Origin of the sequence: Salegentibacter maritimus (assembly GCF_016236975.1) — a bacterium.
Lineage (GTDB): Bacteria > Bacteroidota > Bacteroidia > Flavobacteriales > Flavobacteriaceae > Salegentibacter > Salegentibacter maritimus.
Genome location: NZ_JAEHNY010000001.1, coordinates 157173 through 175322 on the forward strand (window position 1 = coordinate 157173; position 18150 = coordinate 175322).

16 protein-coding genes and 1 pseudogene are annotated in these 18150 nt (G+C 34.2%); 2 read left to right on the top strand and 15 right to left on the bottom strand.

Going from position 1 to position 18150, the window contains the following annotated elements; all coding sequences use genetic code 11:
• The first annotated feature begins 172 nt into the window (after positions 1 to 172).
• A complete protein-coding gene (locus I6U50_RS00730) occupies positions 173 to 493 on the top strand; it encodes a GIY-YIG nuclease family protein (RefSeq protein ID WP_193710472.1) in 321 nt (106 codons plus the stop codon).
• Between the two features lie 348 nt (positions 494 to 841).
• Here the strand turns inward: I6U50_RS00730 and I6U50_RS00735 are convergent, their stop codons facing one another.
• From I6U50_RS00735 to I6U50_RS00760, 6 genes and pseudogenes are all read right to left on the bottom strand, one after another.
• Positions 842 to 1846: an N-acetylneuraminate synthase family protein gene (locus I6U50_RS00735; protein ID WP_198637499.1), complete on the bottom strand. Its 1005-nt coding sequence runs from the start codon at positions 1844 to 1846 to the stop codon at positions 842 to 844.
• 68 nt (positions 1847 to 1914) lie between these two features.
• Positions 1915 to 2818, bottom strand: a pseudogene (locus I6U50_RS00740) (IS982 family transposase).
• A gap of 464 nt (positions 2819 to 3282) precedes the next feature.
• Positions 3283 to 4152: a methyltransferase domain-containing protein gene (locus I6U50_RS00745; protein WP_198637500.1), complete on the bottom strand. Its 870-nt coding sequence runs from the start codon at positions 4150 to 4152 to the stop codon at positions 3283 to 3285.
• Between the two features lie 49 nt (positions 4153 to 4201).
• The gene (locus tag I6U50_RS00750) at positions 4202 to 5290 is read right to left on the bottom strand and encodes a glycosyltransferase family 2 protein (RefSeq protein ID WP_198637501.1); all 1089 of its coding nucleotides are present in this window, start codon (positions 5288 to 5290) and stop codon (positions 4202 to 4204) included.
• Positions 5290 to 6435, bottom strand: a complete 1146-nt coding sequence (locus I6U50_RS00755; RefSeq protein WP_198637502.1) for a glycosyltransferase family 4 protein — start codon at positions 6433 to 6435, stop codon at positions 5290 to 5292. The genes I6U50_RS00750 and I6U50_RS00755 overlap by 1 nt, the downstream gene beginning before the upstream one ends.
• A complete protein-coding gene (locus tag I6U50_RS00760) occupies positions 6436 to 7668 on the bottom strand; it encodes a glycosyltransferase family protein (RefSeq protein ID WP_232805843.1) in 1233 nt (410 codons plus the stop codon).
• Positions 7669 to 7926: 258 nt separating this feature from the next.
• Between I6U50_RS00760 and wecB the strand changes: the two genes are divergently transcribed.
• Positions 7927 to 9018, top strand: a complete 1092-nt coding sequence (wecB, locus tag I6U50_RS00765) for a non-hydrolyzing UDP-N-acetylglucosamine 2-epimerase (RefSeq protein WP_198637504.1) — start codon at positions 7927 to 7929, stop codon at positions 9016 to 9018.
• On the opposite strand, the gene I6U50_RS00770 is transcribed toward wecB, so the two are convergent.
• The 9 genes from I6U50_RS00770 to I6U50_RS00810 form a co-directional block, all read right to left on the bottom strand.
• Positions 8992 to 9921, bottom strand: a complete 930-nt coding sequence (locus tag I6U50_RS00770; RefSeq protein WP_198637505.1) for a glycosyltransferase family 2 protein — start codon at positions 9919 to 9921, stop codon at positions 8992 to 8994. The two genes, wecB and I6U50_RS00770, sit on opposite strands and share 27 nt — an antisense overlap.
• The gene (locus I6U50_RS00775) at positions 9912 to 10850 is read right to left on the bottom strand and encodes a glycosyltransferase family 2 protein (RefSeq protein ID WP_262894720.1); all 939 of its coding nucleotides are present in this window, start codon (positions 10848 to 10850) and stop codon (positions 9912 to 9914) included. Before I6U50_RS00775 ends, I6U50_RS00770 begins: the two co-directional genes overlap by 10 nt.
• Positions 10851 to 10880: 30 nt before the next feature.
• Complete coding sequence (locus I6U50_RS00780) at positions 10881 to 11714, bottom strand: glycosyltransferase (protein ID WP_198637507.1); 834 nt, start codon at positions 11712 to 11714, stop codon at positions 10881 to 10883.
• Positions 11715 to 11731: 17 nt separating this feature from the next.
• A complete protein-coding gene (locus I6U50_RS00785) occupies positions 11732 to 12703 on the bottom strand; it encodes a glycosyltransferase family 2 protein (protein WP_198637508.1) in 972 nt (323 codons plus the stop codon).
• A 98-nt stretch (positions 12704 to 12801) separates the two neighbouring features.
• Positions 12802 to 13800 carry a glycosyltransferase family 2 protein gene (locus I6U50_RS00790; protein ID WP_198637509.1) on the bottom strand — a complete coding sequence of 333 codons (999 nt, stop codon included), beginning with the start codon at positions 13798 to 13800 and terminating at the stop codon, positions 12802 to 12804.
• Positions 13801 to 13810: 10 nt separating this feature from the next.
• Positions 13811 to 14911, bottom strand: a complete 1101-nt coding sequence (locus tag I6U50_RS00795) for a glycosyltransferase (protein WP_198637510.1) — start codon at positions 14909 to 14911, stop codon at positions 13811 to 13813.
• A 213-nt stretch (positions 14912 to 15124) separates the two neighbouring features.
• A complete protein-coding gene (locus tag I6U50_RS00800) occupies positions 15125 to 15829 on the bottom strand; it encodes a class I SAM-dependent methyltransferase (RefSeq protein WP_198637511.1) in 705 nt (234 codons plus the stop codon).
• 6 nt (positions 15830 to 15835) lie between these two features.
• On the bottom strand, positions 15836 to 16594 hold the full coding sequence (locus I6U50_RS00805) for a TylF/MycF/NovP-related O-methyltransferase (RefSeq protein WP_198637512.1): 759 nt from the start codon (positions 16592 to 16594) through the stop codon (positions 15836 to 15838).
• Positions 16581 to 17858, bottom strand: coding sequence for an ABC transporter ATP-binding protein (locus I6U50_RS00810; RefSeq protein ID WP_198637513.1), 1278 nt, complete (start codon positions 17856 to 17858; stop codon positions 16581 to 16583). The genes I6U50_RS00805 and I6U50_RS00810 overlap by 14 nt, the downstream gene beginning before the upstream one ends.
• Between the last annotated feature and the right edge of the window lie 292 nt (positions 17859 to 18150).

Below are 18150 nucleotides of genomic sequence, written 5' to 3' on the forward strand. Positions count from 1 at the left end.
CTCTAATTATTAAAACCAACTGTCACACTGAGCCGACGACGCAGGAGTCGAAAGTCGAAGTGCTTGATAGTAATAGCTACCGGGGTTAAGTTAGTTAGTGGCTTTAAACAAATTAAAATCAGCATTGTAACTCATAAGTAAACAACTATAATTTTATTGCTTAAATTGTAATATGAAATTATATTATGTCTATATAGTTGAATGTAAAGACAAGTCTTATTACACAGGTATCACCAATAACCTAAATAGAAGATTATGGGAACATAACTCCGGCTATGCTAAGCGTGCATATACCTTTACCCGACGCCCTGTAGTATTAAAATGGCAGGAGCAGTTTACAGATCCTAACTATGCCATTATGGTAGAAAAACAAATTAAAGGATGGAGCCGCAGAAAAAAACAAGCTTTAATCAATAGCAATTGGAAGGCTCTTATAAAATTCTCAAAAAGTTACGGGCAATTCGGAAAACCAGACGAAAATTTAGAGGAATAAATTTAATAGCGGTAGGGGGCTTCGACTTTCCTCCTTTCAGTCGGGCTCAGCCTGACATTGCTTCGACTTTCCATATTCCAGCCCTCCGGGCAGAAATATGGGCTCAGCATGACAATATTGGTTTGTTAGTTCCCCATTATAAAACGCGCTGTCACACTGAGCCGACGACACAACAGTCGAAAGTCGAAGTGCTTGATAGTAAGCTGCTAGAGTTAAAGTTTAAAAAGCCGGCTTCGACCCTTCCACAGCTACGCGCTCAGAGTAAGCTTTTCCTCCTTTCAGTTGCGCTCAACCTGACATTGCTCTAATTATTAAAACGCGCTGTCACAAAAAATCATCTTCTAAAGACTATAGACTACCCCCAACATCTTCCCAATTTAAAAACTCCCATTGCCTCTTTTCTTTATTTAATTCTTTGCCTAATACCTGTTCAAATTTTGAGGCATCTATACCATAGCCTTTTGGTTTTTTTGCTTCCAGATCATTAAAAGTTAATTTATGGCCAGCAGGTAAATGCTTATTTACAGCCAGGGATTTTTCAAAAATATTTTTCAGTTCTTTATACTGAGAGTTGTCTGTTTTATCTACCCTACAACGCAAAGATGTTTGAATGTTATTTACGGCTTCTACCAGGGTTTTTACCTCATCAATTTCAAGTGAAGAAGTTGCGTCGGGTCCGAAGCTACGCCTATCAAAAACTGCGTGAAATTCAAGAATTTCAGCACCAAGGACCGTAGCGGCAATACAGGTTTCTATTTTCGCAGAATGATCGGAATAACCAATTGGCACATCATACCGCTCTTTTAATTCCCTAATCACATTGAGCCCATAATTTTGAGCTGTAGTAGGATAAGCCGTGGTGCATTGAAGCACAGAAAATTCAACATTCCGACTTTTAAGAAATTCTACCGTTTTATCTAATTCTTTAAGAGAGCTCATTCCGGAGGAAAGAATTACCGGCTTCCCGATTCCGGCTATTTTTTCCAATAACAAAAAATTATTAACTTCTCCCGAACCAAGCTTATATCTTTTTACCCCTAGTTCCTCTAAAAGATTTACGGCAGCATTACTAAAAGGTGAAGCAAGAAACTCCACTGCTTTTTCTTCGCATTTTTGCTTTAATAGCTTCCATTCTTCCGGGGAAAACTCCATACGTTTCCAATAATTGAGACGGGTTTTATCCTGCTGGCTAAACTTTATACGGAAAGGCTCGAACTCACTGCTTTCGGCCGCTGCCATATGCACCTGGAATTTAACGGCGTCTACCCCGGTATCTGCCAGTGCATCTATATAAGATAAAGCCATTCCAAGACTTCCTTCGTGGGCCTGCCCAATTTCAGCGATTATAAACATAAATAGTTTTCAAATTTTAGAAGCAAGTTAATTAATTTGATTGGTTATTTAGTTAACGTGAGTTCGACTTAAGCAGATAATCTTTGATCTATAATCTCCAGGTTTAATGAAGGTTTTTTAGGAAAGAAGCTGTATGCGATAAGTCCCGAGAGTAGGTTTGATAGGAAATTATCAAAGCTTCTGTGCCTGGTATGTTCGATTTGGCACATATTCTTCAGTTCATCATTTACTGTTTCTATAATGGCCCTCTTTTTCAACATCACTTTGTCGTAGGTATGCATCAAGCTGTTCTTCATGTTTTTTCTGATTTTAGTGACCAGATGGACTCCATCGACGAATAGTTTTTCAAAGAGGTCTTTGCCTATATAGCCTTTGTCGCCGTAGAGCCTACCCATTATCTTCTTATGGAAATTATTATTTTTTAAGGGTTCCCTGTCATCAACATTGCCTTGGGTAAGCATTAAAATCCAGGATTTCTCCTTTATCATTAATGATTAAATGAAGTTTAAAGCCAAAGAACCATCCTATGGAACATTGGCCTTTAGCGGCCATTCCTTTAAAAGTCTTATGCTGCTTTTCCCTTTTGATATGGCAAGATCGTAAGGGTGTTGAATCTATAAAGGAAATACCTGTGCATTTACCCAAACAACACATTTTTAGGAATAAGGCCATTGGCACCACTGCTTTTTGTTGAAGTTCCACAAAACGGTTGTAAGATACTGTTTCAGGAAATTCACTTTTCAAATGTTGTTTTACATAAAAAAGGTAAAAGTGTTTTAGGTTTCTAAAATTTCCGCAATGGAAGAATACCATAAGGGTCATTACCTCACTATTGGAAAGCTTGGATTTTCTATTTCTCTTTCTGACCCCGCAATCAGATTGAAGAAGATGTCCATTTTGAGCTTGTTCAAATTCTTGATGAAATTCATCAATAAAACAAAAAATTTCAATAATTTTATCAGTAGAAATCATAAGCAGAAAACAGTTAAATATTTGAATTTTAGATACTTAAATATACTGATTTTCTGCTTTTTCTTTATTGTTTATTTTTTCTTTTTTATTCCATTTTATATCGAACTCACGTTAGTTAACTAGTTAATTGGTGATTGGTTGATTAGTTAATTCGGGATTCGTTGATTGGTGATTGGTTGATTCGTTAATTCGGGATTCGTTAATTGGTGATAGCAATCCTCCTTTCTGTTGCGCTCAGCCTGACATTGCTTCGACTTTCCATATTCCAGCCCTCCGGGCAGAAATATGGGCTCAGCAGGACAATATTGATTTGTTAGTTACCCATCATAAAACACGCTGTCACACTGAGCCGACGACGCAGGAGGCGAAAGTCGAAGTGCTTGATAGTAATAGAAATTCTTGTTAGAACCGAATTAGCTTCGATACACCGGTTACCTGGAGAAAGGAACAGGTTTTATTTCCCTTTACACCCTCAAAACCACATTAATGGATCCTGCCGTCAATTCTTTATCTGTAAATTTTTTAAAATCTGTATGTATGTTTAAAGATTTGAACCTCTTAAAAGAGTCAACACCGGGTTGATCATACTCAATATGCAACAGTTCCAACCCTGCGGCTTTAAAAATAGCTTTATATTGTGGAAGCCTTAATCGGTTATGATAATCAAATCTGGTTTGTTTCTTTCGCCACTGGGTTTCGCTGTATTGCAAGAAGTCCTGCAAACTCAATTTTTTATCTACATAGGCACGGTGATCGCTTGGGGAAATTAAATGTACTATTATGCTCCCCGGCTTTAAATCGGCTTTAAATTTTTGGTGCATTAACCGAAGATCTTCCGGCTTTACGTGTTCCAGAACAAACCGGGAAAATATCAGGTCTGTTTCCGGCAATTCTATATTTATTAGGTTGGTATTGGGATAATACGCAATCTCTTTTGGTAAACCCCATTCACTTTTAGACTCGGCCCTAACATTAATACCATATTCCGATAGAAAAACCTCGTTCAATTCGCGAATTCGTTTCCTATTAAAATGCCGGTTTAGGTCGAAACTGGAAACCGATTTTGCTTTCCCCTTGTAAAGCATCAGGTAAGGCATAACAGGTGCCCATCCCGAACCGATTTCTAAAACATTTTTCCCTTCTAAGGATAGCTTATTTTCCTGTAACAATCTTTGCAAACCACGAAAACTAAAAACGTTGGTTTTTAGCCGATCTAACATATTCTGCCTGTTAGCGAGGTTTTGAATTGTATGGTAAGCATAATAGCCCTGTTTCGCGGGCAGCAGCTCCAATAGGTGAAATAAGCTTTCTTTAAATTTTAACTTTAGGGACATTAAATCTCTTGTATATTATAATGTTTAGAGTTTAGGTAGCGCAAGTTATTTAAACCTCTAAAATAAAAACAATTCTTTTTAGGTTTTGCTCTACCCGAAAAGAATAATTATGATCTCTATAATTATATAAAATCTCTTTTAAGATCATATCATTCACCTGTTTCATAGAGACATAGGGCTGTGTTTGTTTTCCTAGTCTTAGCTTTAATTTGTATTTGGTAGACTTATAGTAATCCTCCTCAAAAAATACAGCCTTTACCACCTCTCCTTTTCGGGAAGGCAGCTCTTCTCTTAAAAAATGCTCTACCCTGGCAAGTATATTGGGAATTTCAAGTATTATATCTGGATTATTTAAAACTGTAGATCTTTCGGAAGTTATAAATTTCCCTATTTTTCCCTGCCTTAAAGGTTTTATTATACCCCGATCTCTATTACGTTGAAAGTGTCTTTGATTAATACGCATAATATTTTTTATCCGTGGATTCCCTGTAAGCAGCTTATCTTCTGAACCTGAAAAACTTTGATGCCAATTGTGGTAAACATATGCTTCCTTTCTTAGTTCTCTTTGATAGCCCGCATTTTCCAATCGGGCGAATAAATCTTCATCTTCAGACCCATAGAAATGAAAAAATTCGTCCAAACCCTTCACCTCCAGAAGGCTTTCGTGGGAAGTTAAAATCATGCCGTTTACAATTCCTGTTCTGCCCGGTTTTAAAGCATTAAATTCATAATTCCCAAAAAGTTTTTCTGATTCTTCTTTTTCTAAATATCCCAACTGAAACAAATAAAACCTATCGGGATTCAATAGCTTATTCCATAAAGCAGTTGTTCGCCAATGAAAAACAAGATCGATATCGGCGATAAAGACATAATCTCCTTTTGCCTTTAAAATCCCATAGTTAAGGGCTTTACTTTTATTCCATAAAAGCTGGGGTACAGGCAAATGAAAAAAACGAACAAACGGAAATTCGGCGGCAAGCACTTTCAGTTCCTCTACAAGCGCATTTTTGCTTCCATAATCTACAAAGACCACTTCGAAATTTTGTAACTCCTGCCTTTGCAAAGACTCAAAAGATATTTTTATTCTTTTGGTGTCACGGTTACGATGGGCATATAGAATTGAAATTACCTGCTCCATTACAGATCTTTTTCTATTGATTTATAAGCTTGTAAAACCCGTTCCTTAACCCGTTCTCTTTCCAGCTCAGGTTTGATGTTTAGTGAGTTCCAGCAAACGGCCTTTTCTATTAATTCTGAATTATTTAAAGATTCCAGCAACAAGCTACTAATTTCCTTAGTATCCTCAGGTTCTTCAATTAAAAATCCATTTTTTCCATGCTCCAATATTTCTGCTGTGGCTCCACCGGGATTGGATTGAATGGGAAAAGCTCCCATCACAATTGCCTCTAATAGAGTATTAGGCATTCCGTCTGAACTACTGTTCCCTATATAAATTAAAGCCTGTCCCATCAATTTCATAAGATCCTGATGGTTTAATTTTCCATATATTTCCAGATTCCCAAATTCTTTAAGAAAGGAATTTTTTACAAAATCAAAAACTTCCGGAGCTGCCCCAAACACTACCAACCTGTAATCTTTTAAGTGTTTTTCTGCTATTTGAATAGCCTTTAATACCTCAATACATTTACCATGCAAGCCCTGATAGCCTTTTATAAGGATAATATTTCTTTTATCGGTTTCCCGAATAAATGTATCCATTTTACTAAAATCAAAACCACCTCCACCGGGAAAAACTCCTAAAAACTTTCCTTTAAAGCCAAGTTCCTTTGCAATACTATAATCCCTATTGCAATCGGCAAACATATAATCTATTTTCGGCAGTGTTTTTTTTATTCCGGCCAGGTGTTTAGGTTGATTCCTGTAATAATACATATCGCTACCCCAGGCGGTATAGGCCCATTTTATTCGGGGAAACTCCTGCATTACCGGCAAGGCTGGCACGCCGGTAAGGTACATCACAAAGCTATGCACCATATCGGGTCTTATCCTTCTAATTTCTTTTTGCAGTTGTTTCTCAAAATTTCTTTCATTAAAAATATTAATAAATCGGGTAATACCGGGTGCATTGCTTTTAAGAAAATACCTTCCGGGGAAATCCCATTTATAACGCCAGCCAGTGATCTGCTCAACGAAATCTATCTGCCTAACTTTGGTATTAGAGTCGAAAACATCCAGCCAATAAACCTCATGCCCCGAATCTTCCAACTGTTTGGTCCAGTTAAAAAAATGCGGAGCGAAGATGGAGAGCATTAGGATTTTCATTTATAAGTTTGAAATTTGATCGCTTAGATAAATTTCTGAAAGATATTTACCCAGGCTATGGTAATCGCATTGACTATTATTTGATTTCCAATTACTATACAGTTCTTCTATCATAGCAAATATTTTATCTTCATCATCAATCTCACTCCACCAGGGATAATCATTTCCCAGTAATCTTTTAGACTCGCTGTAATAAGGCCCCAATAACAAAATTGGTTTACCTGCCTGAATACAGTGGGAAAATTTTCCCGGCAAGAAAGGACTTATAGAGCTTTTTGCCTCAAGGATTATATTTACCGCAGCATTATTTTGAATAGCCAGTACTTTAGAAAATGGAATATACGCTTCAGTACTATAAAACTGAGGAAATACTTTCATTACCTCCTTAAACTCTTTTGAATATTTAGATTTTCTACCAATGAAAATTAATTGGCTATGATCTGCTGCTTCCGGATTTTCCTTAATAAACTTTTGAAAAGCCTTAATTAAACTTCGCGGATTTCGTGGACCAAGTAAGGTTCCCGCATGTACCAATGAAAATGCATTATTTTTAAAATAAGCAGGTAAATTTATAGCTGTGGTGTCACTTTCAAAAGTTTGATGCGGAATTATCAGCCTTTTTCCCCGCATAGGAGCGTAGTAACTTTCCATCAACTCTGCCAATAACTTACTGGGGTAGGCTATATGGCTAGCCTTTTCCCCAAGTTTCAAAAAAAACTTCCTCTTTTTTAAGTAACCCGGCTCCACCCAGTCATAAGGCCTTGGGTAGCAAGCAAAAGGATAAGGATCATGAATATAAGCTATCCACCTAGAATGCCACCCGGGAAGCTTTAACAGGGCATGATGTGGGCGATAACTTCCTCCTTTGCTTAAAGTTAATACCATGTCTGGATCAAAATCCGTTATTTTATTTAATGCCCTAACAATACTGTTTCTATCATTAAAAAGGGTAAAAGAAAATCCGAATGCCTGTTCTATCTGTTTATAAACTTTTAGGTTAAACCAGTAGCGCAAATAGCGTTCTAGCCTACTTAAAAAAAACAGCAAACTTCTTCGGTTCTCTTTAATCGCATGGCAGGGGATGTTCTCCAGCTCAATAATCTTTCGTGTATAATGATATACCTGCAACTCAAAACCCGCCTTATACAGGTTTTTTATTAGAGCCACCCTTCCTTTGGTACCACTACTATCTTCAACGTCTATAGATTCTGCTACTACAAGTATTTTTTTCATCAAGGCATTTTGGAATAATCCGGGTAGTTAGTGTAAAGCTATTACTTCTAGATAGAATTTGCAACACTGTATTCCAATACTTCTCGATACAATTTTATATTCCGCTGTGCTCCATAAAAAATCACTCGAAGTGACGACACCCGTCAGTTCGAGTGGCTTTGCGGAAAGAGAGTGAAGCAAAGCTGTATCGAGAACCTTTTTAAACCGTTTCGAGGTGATGGAACAATTTCCTAAATTCGCTTAAATAGATTCTCTAAAATGAAAATAGACCTTATAGCCGGAACAAGGCCCAACTTTGTAAAAATTGCTGCTATTATTCATGCTATAGAAACCTATGGACCGCATATAAAATATCGTTTTATTCATACCGGACAGCATTATGATAAAAACTTAAGCGGTAATTTTTTTAAAGACCTGGAAATTCCCAGTCCGGAAATAAACCTTCAGGTTGGAAGTGGAAGCCAGGCCGAACAAACCGGAGCGATCATGCTAGCTTATGAAAATCTTTTGCGCAAGGAAAAAAGCGATATATGTCTTGTGGTGGGAGATGTTACTTCCAGTATGGCATGTGCCATTACAGCCAAAAAAATGGGGCTTAAAATTGTACATGTAGAAGCCGGACTGCGCTCTTATGATTGGTCTATGCCCGAGGAGATTAACCGAATACTAATAGACAGTATAACCGATTATTTTTTTACAACCACTCTCCAGGCCTCAGAAAATCTTTTTAAAACCGGAAAAAACAAAGAACAGGTATTCTTTGTGGGTAATACTATGATTGATACTCTCCTAAGATTTAAAACAAAATTCCAAAAACCTGAGATTTGGGATCGTTTAGATCTTAAGAAAGGAAACTATCTTATACTTACCCTACACCGGCCGGCCAATGTAGATGAAGAAAAACAATTAAAAAGTACTATTAATTCCATCTTAGAAAATTCTAATAATCTCCCGGTTATCTTTCCGGTACATCCCAGAACAAAGGCTATTATCAAAAGTCTAAATTTTAAAAACGAAAATTTATTTTTAATTGAGCCGCTTGGCTACCTGCATTTTAATTATTTGGTGGCCAATGCCAAAGCCGTGCTTACTGATTCTGGCGGAATCACCGAAGAAACCACGGTTTTAAATGTTCCCTGTATTACTCTAAGAGAGAATACCGAACGTCCTGAAACCATAGAATTAGGCACTAATATACTTGCCGGAACCCAGACCAAAGCAATTAAAAAAACCTTAGAAAAGTTATTTAGCGATCCAAAACTAAAAACTACAAAGATTCCCGATTTATGGGACGGAAATGCGGGGAAACGCATTGTAAGCATATTATCGGGAAAAGATTTTTCCTTTTAGTAAAAATAGCGGGCGCAAAACCGGATATGCTTTAAAGCCAATTTTGTATATCCATACTTCCAGGATTCGGGAATTGGCAGCTTTCAAACTCTTATATATTATGGGATAAGACTCTAGCTCAAATCCTCTTCTTATAAAATATTTCTTCAAAGTTTCATTAAAAAAACCATTGTTTTCGAGGTTTTCAATCACTAGTAAAGCCGCTAAGCGACTGGAATTTAAAAAAAGTGAATCTCTATTTTTAAAATATCCTGTACTGGAATTTGAGTGTTTACGAGCATAAAGTAATATTTTATTAAGATTTATACCGTGAAGTTTCTTAAATAACAAACGTTGAAAAAATTCCCATTCATCGGAATAAAAGAGATTTTCGTTAAATTTTTCATGACCTATAGCTTCTCTTTTCCAAATTACTGCACAAGTATTAAATGGCAGCTTATTTATAATCATTTTATAAAGATCCTGAATACCTATGAAGAAAGTGTCTGCTGTTTTCGTTTTATCAAATTCATAATTAAAATCACCAAAGAAAACCTGTCTCTCATAACGCACAAAATCCAGGTTTTGTTTTGAAAAAGCTAAAACCACCTCTTTAAGCAAATCGGGGTGGGCAATATCATCATCATCAAAAAATAAAATTAAATCTCCCTTTGCTTTTTCAAGACCATAATTTCTAGAACCGGCAGGACCTTTTTTAAACTGTTCTTCTCTGATAAAAAAATTTATTCTTTTATCTTTTATAGCTTTAACCTGTACTTTGGTGTTATCTTTAGAACCATCATCAACAATTATAATTTCCCAATTTAAATAAGTTTGATTAAGAAAGGAATCAATAGTTTCTATCAGTAATTTCGCTCGATTAAAAGTTGGAATAATTACAGAAATAACTGGTTCTAATAACATGAGATATAATGTTTACCTTCTTTTTTATTAAGCTCACGACTTTTTTTAATTTCTTTTTTTAAAGAATATAGAAGTTTTAATTGTTTAAAATAACCTAATGAATATTTCAGTTTAAGCCCAACAAAGGATTTAATTATTTTTTTTGCAATATTCTTTTTTTCTTTCTCAAAAGCATAAACATCAAAAGCTTTATTAATATTAGCAAATTTCACAAATATAAATTTCTTATAAGCTAAGTAATACTTACTCGAAAAAAGTTTTTTTGGCCGGGATTTTATGTCAGGAGTATCATGACAAATAAAATTTTGATTATGTATACCAATTTTTAATCCATGATAAGCTACTCTTTGGCAAAAATTTTCATCTTCTCCATAGTGAAAAAAATTTGGATCAAAGCCACCTATTTTACAAAAGCATTCTTTTGAAACCAACCAAGCTGCGGCATTTACAAAAGGCATTTCGTATAATGATTCCTTCTTGTTATTTAATAAAGAATCTGCATAAATTTTTCTATTGGCCAAGCAGTACCTTGCAAAGTCTCTATCTAGTTCATTTCCTTTAGCATTTAAATGGATAGGACTTATTATACCATATGAAGGATTATTTTTAAGAGCTACAAAAAGGTTTTCAATAACACTCTCATTTAAATAGACATCTTGATTCATTAAAAAAACTGCCTCGGCACCAAGCTCTAAAGCTTTTGAAATTCCTATATTATTTGCTTTACCGAAGCCAAGGTTCTCTTTTTGCTTCTCCAAATAAATATATGGATAATTGCTCTCAATAAAATTCACTGTACCATCAGTTGAATTATTATCAATAATAATTATTTCAGAACCCTTTATACTTTCCATGCATCTTTTAATCCATCTTATACCGTTATAAGTAACAATTACAATATATACCAACGAAGTGTGATTATTTTTCATTTACTTTAATACTAAGATGGTTAGAGGAAGTCAAATCTTGCCAAAAACAGTAAAACCAAACTTGTTTTTTAAGAAAACATCTATTACGAACTTTTCACTACTCAATTTAGCTTCAAAATCTTTCTCCATGTCTTCAATTTTATATATTAAATGATGAAAAGAGCCTAAAAAATCAATAAAGAACTTTGAGTGTTTATAACTTAGATAACGATATAATTCAATTGTATTATCTTTGTTGAGTTTACTATTTCTAGATATTTCTTTAATTCTGTAATAGCAGCCTACATGTTTTAATTGCTCTACTTTACCACCATCTTTTAAAATAGAAATCCAAAATTCCCAATCTTCTAAACCATTTACCATTTTATTATCATAACCTCCAACTCTTCTCCAATCATCTTTCTTAAAAATTGCGGAATTAAAGATCATATTACGTTCTGCCAAACCTCTTAAAGAAAAAGGAGGCAATTCCCATAACCCTGAAGAAATTCCAAATTTCTCAGCTAAACAATATACCAATCTTTGCTCCGGATTACCTTTAAAAATTTGCATTGCTTTATATGTATATTCTTTAGAAATTTTGTCATCTGCATCTAGGGGAAGGATAAATTTACCTTTCGCAGCATAAATACCTTTATTTCTCGCATTGCATACGCCAGCATTTGATTGATATATATATTTAAATCTCTTATCTATAATCAACCATTTTTTTACAACTTTTCTGGTATTATCTGTACTCCCATCATCGACAATAATACATTCCCATTTTTTATATTCTTGATTAAGAATAGATCCTAAAGAATCTTCTAAATATTCAGCTTGATTATAACATGGAGTTATGATGGATAATTCAATATCTGACATTCTTCCTTTGATTTTTATTATCGTTTATCAAAAATATTTAAAACGTTTATTTTTTTTACAAAATTACCAAAGCAATTTCTCAGTTCATTAATTTTTTTTACGGCCTTTGATTTGAATTTATTTTGTCTGATTTCATATGCAAAGAAGTCTTTATTTAAATCTATTTCTTCGGTTTTAATTTTTAAAAGGCTTTGGAATAAAGCTTCTTTCCCATTTCTAATATATGGCATAGTCCCATTTGCATATCTCATATTATGATATTTTTCAATTAGTCTCCAACTACGTATAGCATCCTTTATTTTTTTATCTGAATTTAAAGTGCTCAAAGTTTCCACGCCTAAATTCTGTCTGTAAAATGCTTTAGATTTATCACTAAATTTTATTTTAGTTGCAAAGCATAAAACTCTAGAGAAAAATTCTCCATCCTGATTAATAGTTAAATACTCATTCCATAGACCGGATCTTTGTAATAGACTTCTTTTTGTAAGATAAACATGAGGCACTAAAAAGGTAGATTTATTCCCTAGAAAATCAAACAGTTTTTTAGGCGTAGTACATTTATGAAGTGACTTAAAAACTCCATAATCCCTATAATCCGTAGAATTCAATCTAAAATAATACCAGGCACAGAAAGAAAGTTCTACGTCAGCATCAGATTTGAAAATTTCTAACTGTCCATAAAGTTTTTCTTTAGAAATTAGATCATCTGAGTCTAAAAATTGAATAAACTCACCTTTACTTAACTCAAAGCCATAATTTCTACAGGCATTGGCTCCTTTGGGGCGATTTGCGGGTCGATGATGATACTTTATTCTATTATCTTTATTGCAATAAAACTCCATCAACTCATCGGTATAATCGGTAGAGCCATCATCTACAACCATACATTCCCAGTTTTGGTAAGTTTGGGACAATACAGACTCCAGGGTTTCCCCAATAAGATGAACGCGGTTATAAGTTGGGATAATTATGGAAACCAAAGGCTTCATAGAATTACTTTTTATAGGGTCAATGTAAGCATCTTTTTTTTCAGAGTTAGGCAACACGATAATAGACTTCCGCCCATAAATTTATTTTATCAAAAAACTTACAACTTTAAAAATTTTCTAAAACGAGTATCTCCTCTTTTTATAGTCTTAAATAATTTAAAAAAAACGGCAACCTTTAAAAGCTTTTTTTGGAGATTGGCAGGTAAAAAACCTTTATATTTTAAGGCTAAGCTTAAGCATCGTTTTGCATTTACATATTCCTTTTTGGCCATATACCATCGCATAGCCCATAATAAATCCCTAACAATATACTCCAGTATTACTCTATTTTTAGGAGTTCGATCCATAATTCTTTCTTTAACCTTTAAAAAAGAATCTACATTCAGAACAAATCCATTATCTTTAGTGCTAATCGAATCGTTCATGCGTCTTACAAAAACAAGGTTTTTATTGATAACACCCATTCGATTATTTTTATAAATCACCCGGGAATACAGCTCAAGGTCCTGGAATTGAAGAATTTTTTCATCATAAAGCTCGTTAACATTAAAAACTTCTCTCCGCCAAAGCGGGTTAACATTTAAGATAGAGATTTTCGCGGTAATATAAGCTTCATACAGGTTATTTGGAAGCCTGATTTGGGCTTCATTAGCAACAAATTTTTTACTTCTAAAATTTCCTTCAAATTTAGTTAGCTTACTGATACAAAAATCGCAATTGGGACTGGATAACAAAAAATTTATTTTTTCCAGAAGATTATCCCGAGACATCAAATCATCACTATCAAACCATTGAATAAAGTCTCCTTTACTTAATTCAAAGCCATAATTTCTACAGGCATTGGCTCCTTTGGGGTGGTTTGCGGGGCGGTGATGGTATTGTATTCTATGATCTTTATTACAATAAAACTCCATCAGTTCGTCGGTATAATCAGTAGAGCCATCATCTACTACAATACATTCCCAGTTTTGGTAAGTTTGTGAAATAATAGAGCCTAGAGTCTCTCCAATTAAATAAGCCCTATTATAGGTAGGAATTATTATGGAGATTAGAGGTTGCCTATTAGTTAGCTTATTTTTCTTTTTTTTACTCACCATAGACTTCTATTTACAAAGCTCTAGAGATCAAACCGTCTAGAACTTTTATATGTCGATCTAGAGAGAAATTGTCTCTAATTATCTTTTTACCTTTCTTTCCTAACTTTTTTGCATACTCTTTGTTTCTTAAAAAATCTTTCATTCTTTCCGCCATTGCAATATAATCATGTTCTTCTACTAACAATCCGGTTTCTCCATTTATGATCACGTCTGGTATTCCAGCGTGATAAGTTGCTATCACCGGTATTCCTGCGGCACTAGCTTCTAAAATAGCTACTGGAGTTCCCTCAGAATCCCCATTATCAGCAACCACCGAGTGTTGAACAAAAGACAAGCTTTCAGATAGATATTTTCTGTAAGTATCAGGAGAAATTACTCCTAATAAAAAAATATTATTTTCTAAATTTAAAGCTGTAATAAGATTTTTACACGTGTTCCATAATGCTCCTTCACCTGCAATAAATAATTTTGCTTGTTGATATTCTTTTATAACTATAGAGAATGACAGAATTAAATAGTACGGTGCTTTTTTATCGACAAATCTTCCTACGGCAATAAACTGATCCTTTAAAAATTGAGGTTTTACTTTGAAAAATGCATCATTAGGGCCATATACATTATAAATCAATTTGTTTTTTGGGCAGCCTATATCCATTAAAACTTTATACATTTTTCTAGACACCACTATTACGGAAGAAGCATAATCAAAAAGTTCTTTATAATTATTATTTTTTTCCTTTATCTGAGTTACTGAGGCATCAAAACCATGAAAATGAACAATAAGAGGCAAATTCAATTCCTTAACTACTGGTAGGATTTGTTGACCAGTAGGGCCATATTCTGCCAGTACTACCTGAATATCATTTTTTCTAAAAGAATCTAAAAGAAACTGTAAATAATACCAGGAATGAGACTTGTTAAGAATTTTTCTTTTTAACTTAAAAATCAATTTCTTTCTATTTTTAAGCAAACTCCCTTTATCTTCTAAAATTCGATTTTGTAAACTTCCATAATAATAATATTTCTCACCCGTCAACAATTTCTTATGCTCTTGAATAAATGTTTCTGAATATGCATTTTGCGAAGGAGAAATGATTGCTATGTTTGGCATAAATATAATGTTTACGAAAATATTCTATTTTATACGTCCTATAGACAAAGTCTAGGTACTTAAGCGTAGTAAATACCTCATTGGGCATTAGAATTGATATTATGTTATAATTTATAGGAATGTAGCAACTAAAAGTTCAAAATCAACAATATCTTAAATTGGATAAGGCTACAAATTAAATGTTATGGAATGAAAATATGTAGTATTTATAGCCTATTTTCTCGCAAGTCCATATAAACCTGTAATCATTTGACCTTCCTTAAATTTTATTTTTTCTGATTTATCCATTTTTATCAATTTTATCATAATCGGTTTGATTATTTTAGAAAAATATTTCCGTTTTCTTCCTGTTATTGGGCTCCTTCGCACCCATAAACCGAGCATTTGAGCCAGGGAAGCGTGCCAACCACCGGTCGCTTTCAAATTTACATTACTAAATCCTGAATTTTTTAAATGTCGCTCCAGAGAAAATGGAGTATATCTATATTCATCATTGGGTACCTCGTGTAAGTTCCACAGAAACGGAACAGTAAAAAAGAAATATCCATCCGGTTTTAAAATTCTAAACACTTCTTTTAAAATAACCTCTGGTTCAGGACAATGTTCTAAAACTTCCGTACCAAATGCACAATCAAAAGAATCTGCTTCAAAAGGCATCGATTTCCCATCCCAGGTAAAATCTGGTTTTATGTCCGGATCATATTGCAGCGCATCTTCTATATCGAGTCCTGTATATTCTTTTACGGATGAATTCTTTAAAATATATTCTTTATATGGCATTTTACCGCACCCAATATCGAGTAAAGTACCTGTAAAAAATTCAAGATTTCCTTTAATTTTTTCGAAAATTGATTTCCTTATAATAAAAATATCCAAGTTCCAATCTTCCAGATTAATATTAACAAATTGATTTTTCATTATACTTTACATTTTCACCCCTATTCTACAAGTGTAATCTACTCTAATCAAAAATAAATTTATATTATATTTTGATATATAGCCATCCACAGCTTCCCTGCATCCTTTCCAATGTCCGTAATCATCAATAATTATAATACCACCAGTTACAAGCTTCGGAAATAAGTGCTCCATTTCATGTAAGGTTGACTCGTACCAATCTGTGTCCAACCTCAACAGTGATATTTTATCAGGAGTCATATCATTAGGTACTGTGTCTTCAACCTTACCTTCTATAAAATGTATTTTACTATTTGGATAGCCAATACTATGCACATTTTTTTTCACTTCTTCTATTTGCGATAGGCATTCAATCTTTTTCCAAACTTCATTTTTAGAAAGGTACGCATTAATCGCAGATTCTCCTCTAAACGATTCGTCCTTATCAGTAGGTTCACTCATCCCTTCAAATGTATCATATAAATAAATCTCTCGTTCAAATGAATTAAGCTTGCATAATATTTTGAGTACAGCCATTATACTTCCTCCTTTCCATACACCGCATTCTACCACACTTCCTTCAATAGAGTTTGCTTCAATATATTCTACAGCACGGCAAAGATTTACTATTCTCTCAGGATTGGTCATTGTAAATGGTTTTACAGCCTCAATAATTTGCCATTCTTTCTTACTAATATCAGAATAATTGATTCCAGATACCTTCTTAGGATGAAATTCTTTAAAAAAATTCTTGTGTATTATTTTTTTAATTCTATGGAGCATCATCTAAATTTTTATACACTTTCCATCTGCTTTCTTCTATATACTTACAGGTGCCTTTCTTCCATTGATAATCATGGCGCACATTTTTCATCATTTGTATTTTAAAACTGCAAACGGATTCTAGAATATCAAATTTTTCCTTTGTTTTTGAATTGGATAAAAACACATTCATTGTATAATTTCCCATATATAGTTTAGGTGAAGGGATTAAGCAAATAAAGTTATAATCACCTTTACTTCTTTTTATATTTTTTTCTGAATCTATAATCCATAAATGAGTAATTGGGTTTCGCGTCTCATCTAATATTTGAAATGAAAGAGCCAAGTTATCTACTCTATAAGGAAGAGCTAAATCAAATTGAAAAGTTAACTCTTTTCCAAATTCATGAATATTGCCAGGCAAACTTGTTTCAATTTTAATTTCCTTTATTTTTGGCTTTTCGATTTCCCCTGTAAACTTATAATTATCCTTATTATTTTCGGCCTTTAAATATTCTTTTATTCCAAAATTAGTTTCTCCAATATAACTCACTTTTCCATTACTTAATACTAAAACACGATCCGTTAAAAGAGAAATAGAATCCATATTATGACTTACAAACAAAACTGTTCTGCCTTCTCCTTTGGAAAGCGAATTCATTTTCCCGATGGCTTTTTTTTGGAATTCAGCATCTCCAACGGCCAGCACCTCATCTACCACCAGGATCTCGGGTTCGAGATGTGCGGCTACAGCAAAGCCCAGTCTTACGGTCATCCCGCTACTATAGCGTTTTACAGGAGTATCTATATACATCTCACAGCCCGAGAAAGCGATAATTTCGTCGAGCTTGGTTTTAATTTCTGCTTTGGTCATCCCCAATACCGCACCGTTCATAAGAATATTTTCCCGCCCGGTAAGTTCAGGATGAAAGCCGGTACCTATTTCCAAAAGGCTCGCAATACGCCCTTTAGTTTTAATACTGCCGGTAGTGGGAGCGGTTACTCTAGATAGTAACTTAAGTAAAGTAGATTTTCCTGCGCCATTTTTACCAATAATTCCTAAAACTTCTCCCTGCTTTACTTCAAAATTAATATCCCGCAAGGCCCAAATATAATCTTCGGTAGCTTTGGCACTTCTATCGTTTACCCCACCTACCTTTAGAAAAGGATCTTCTTTTCCACGAAGATGATACCACCAACGTTTTAAATCGTCACCCAAAGTACCCGTACCAACTTTTCCCAGTCGGTATTGCTTCGAGATATTTTCGGCTTTTAAAATGGTACTCATGGCTTAGTTTACAGTATTGGAGTAAGCAGTTTGCAGTCCCGAAAACAAAGGGGTTAATATCAATGCTTTACAACGACTAAGTTTTTCCCTTATAATTCATGGACAACAGCGATTATGCCGGAAAAGTAATAAAAATTTATGGGATTTTCGGTTAGGGGTTATCAGTTATCAGTTGTCGGTTTGACCTTGCCTGAATATGCTTGCCTTTTTTAGAGTTGTTTATTTTGATTGTTCAATTCCAAACTGATCTGTTCGTTACTTTATCAGGGAGATTGCATCTATCTTCCTCCAG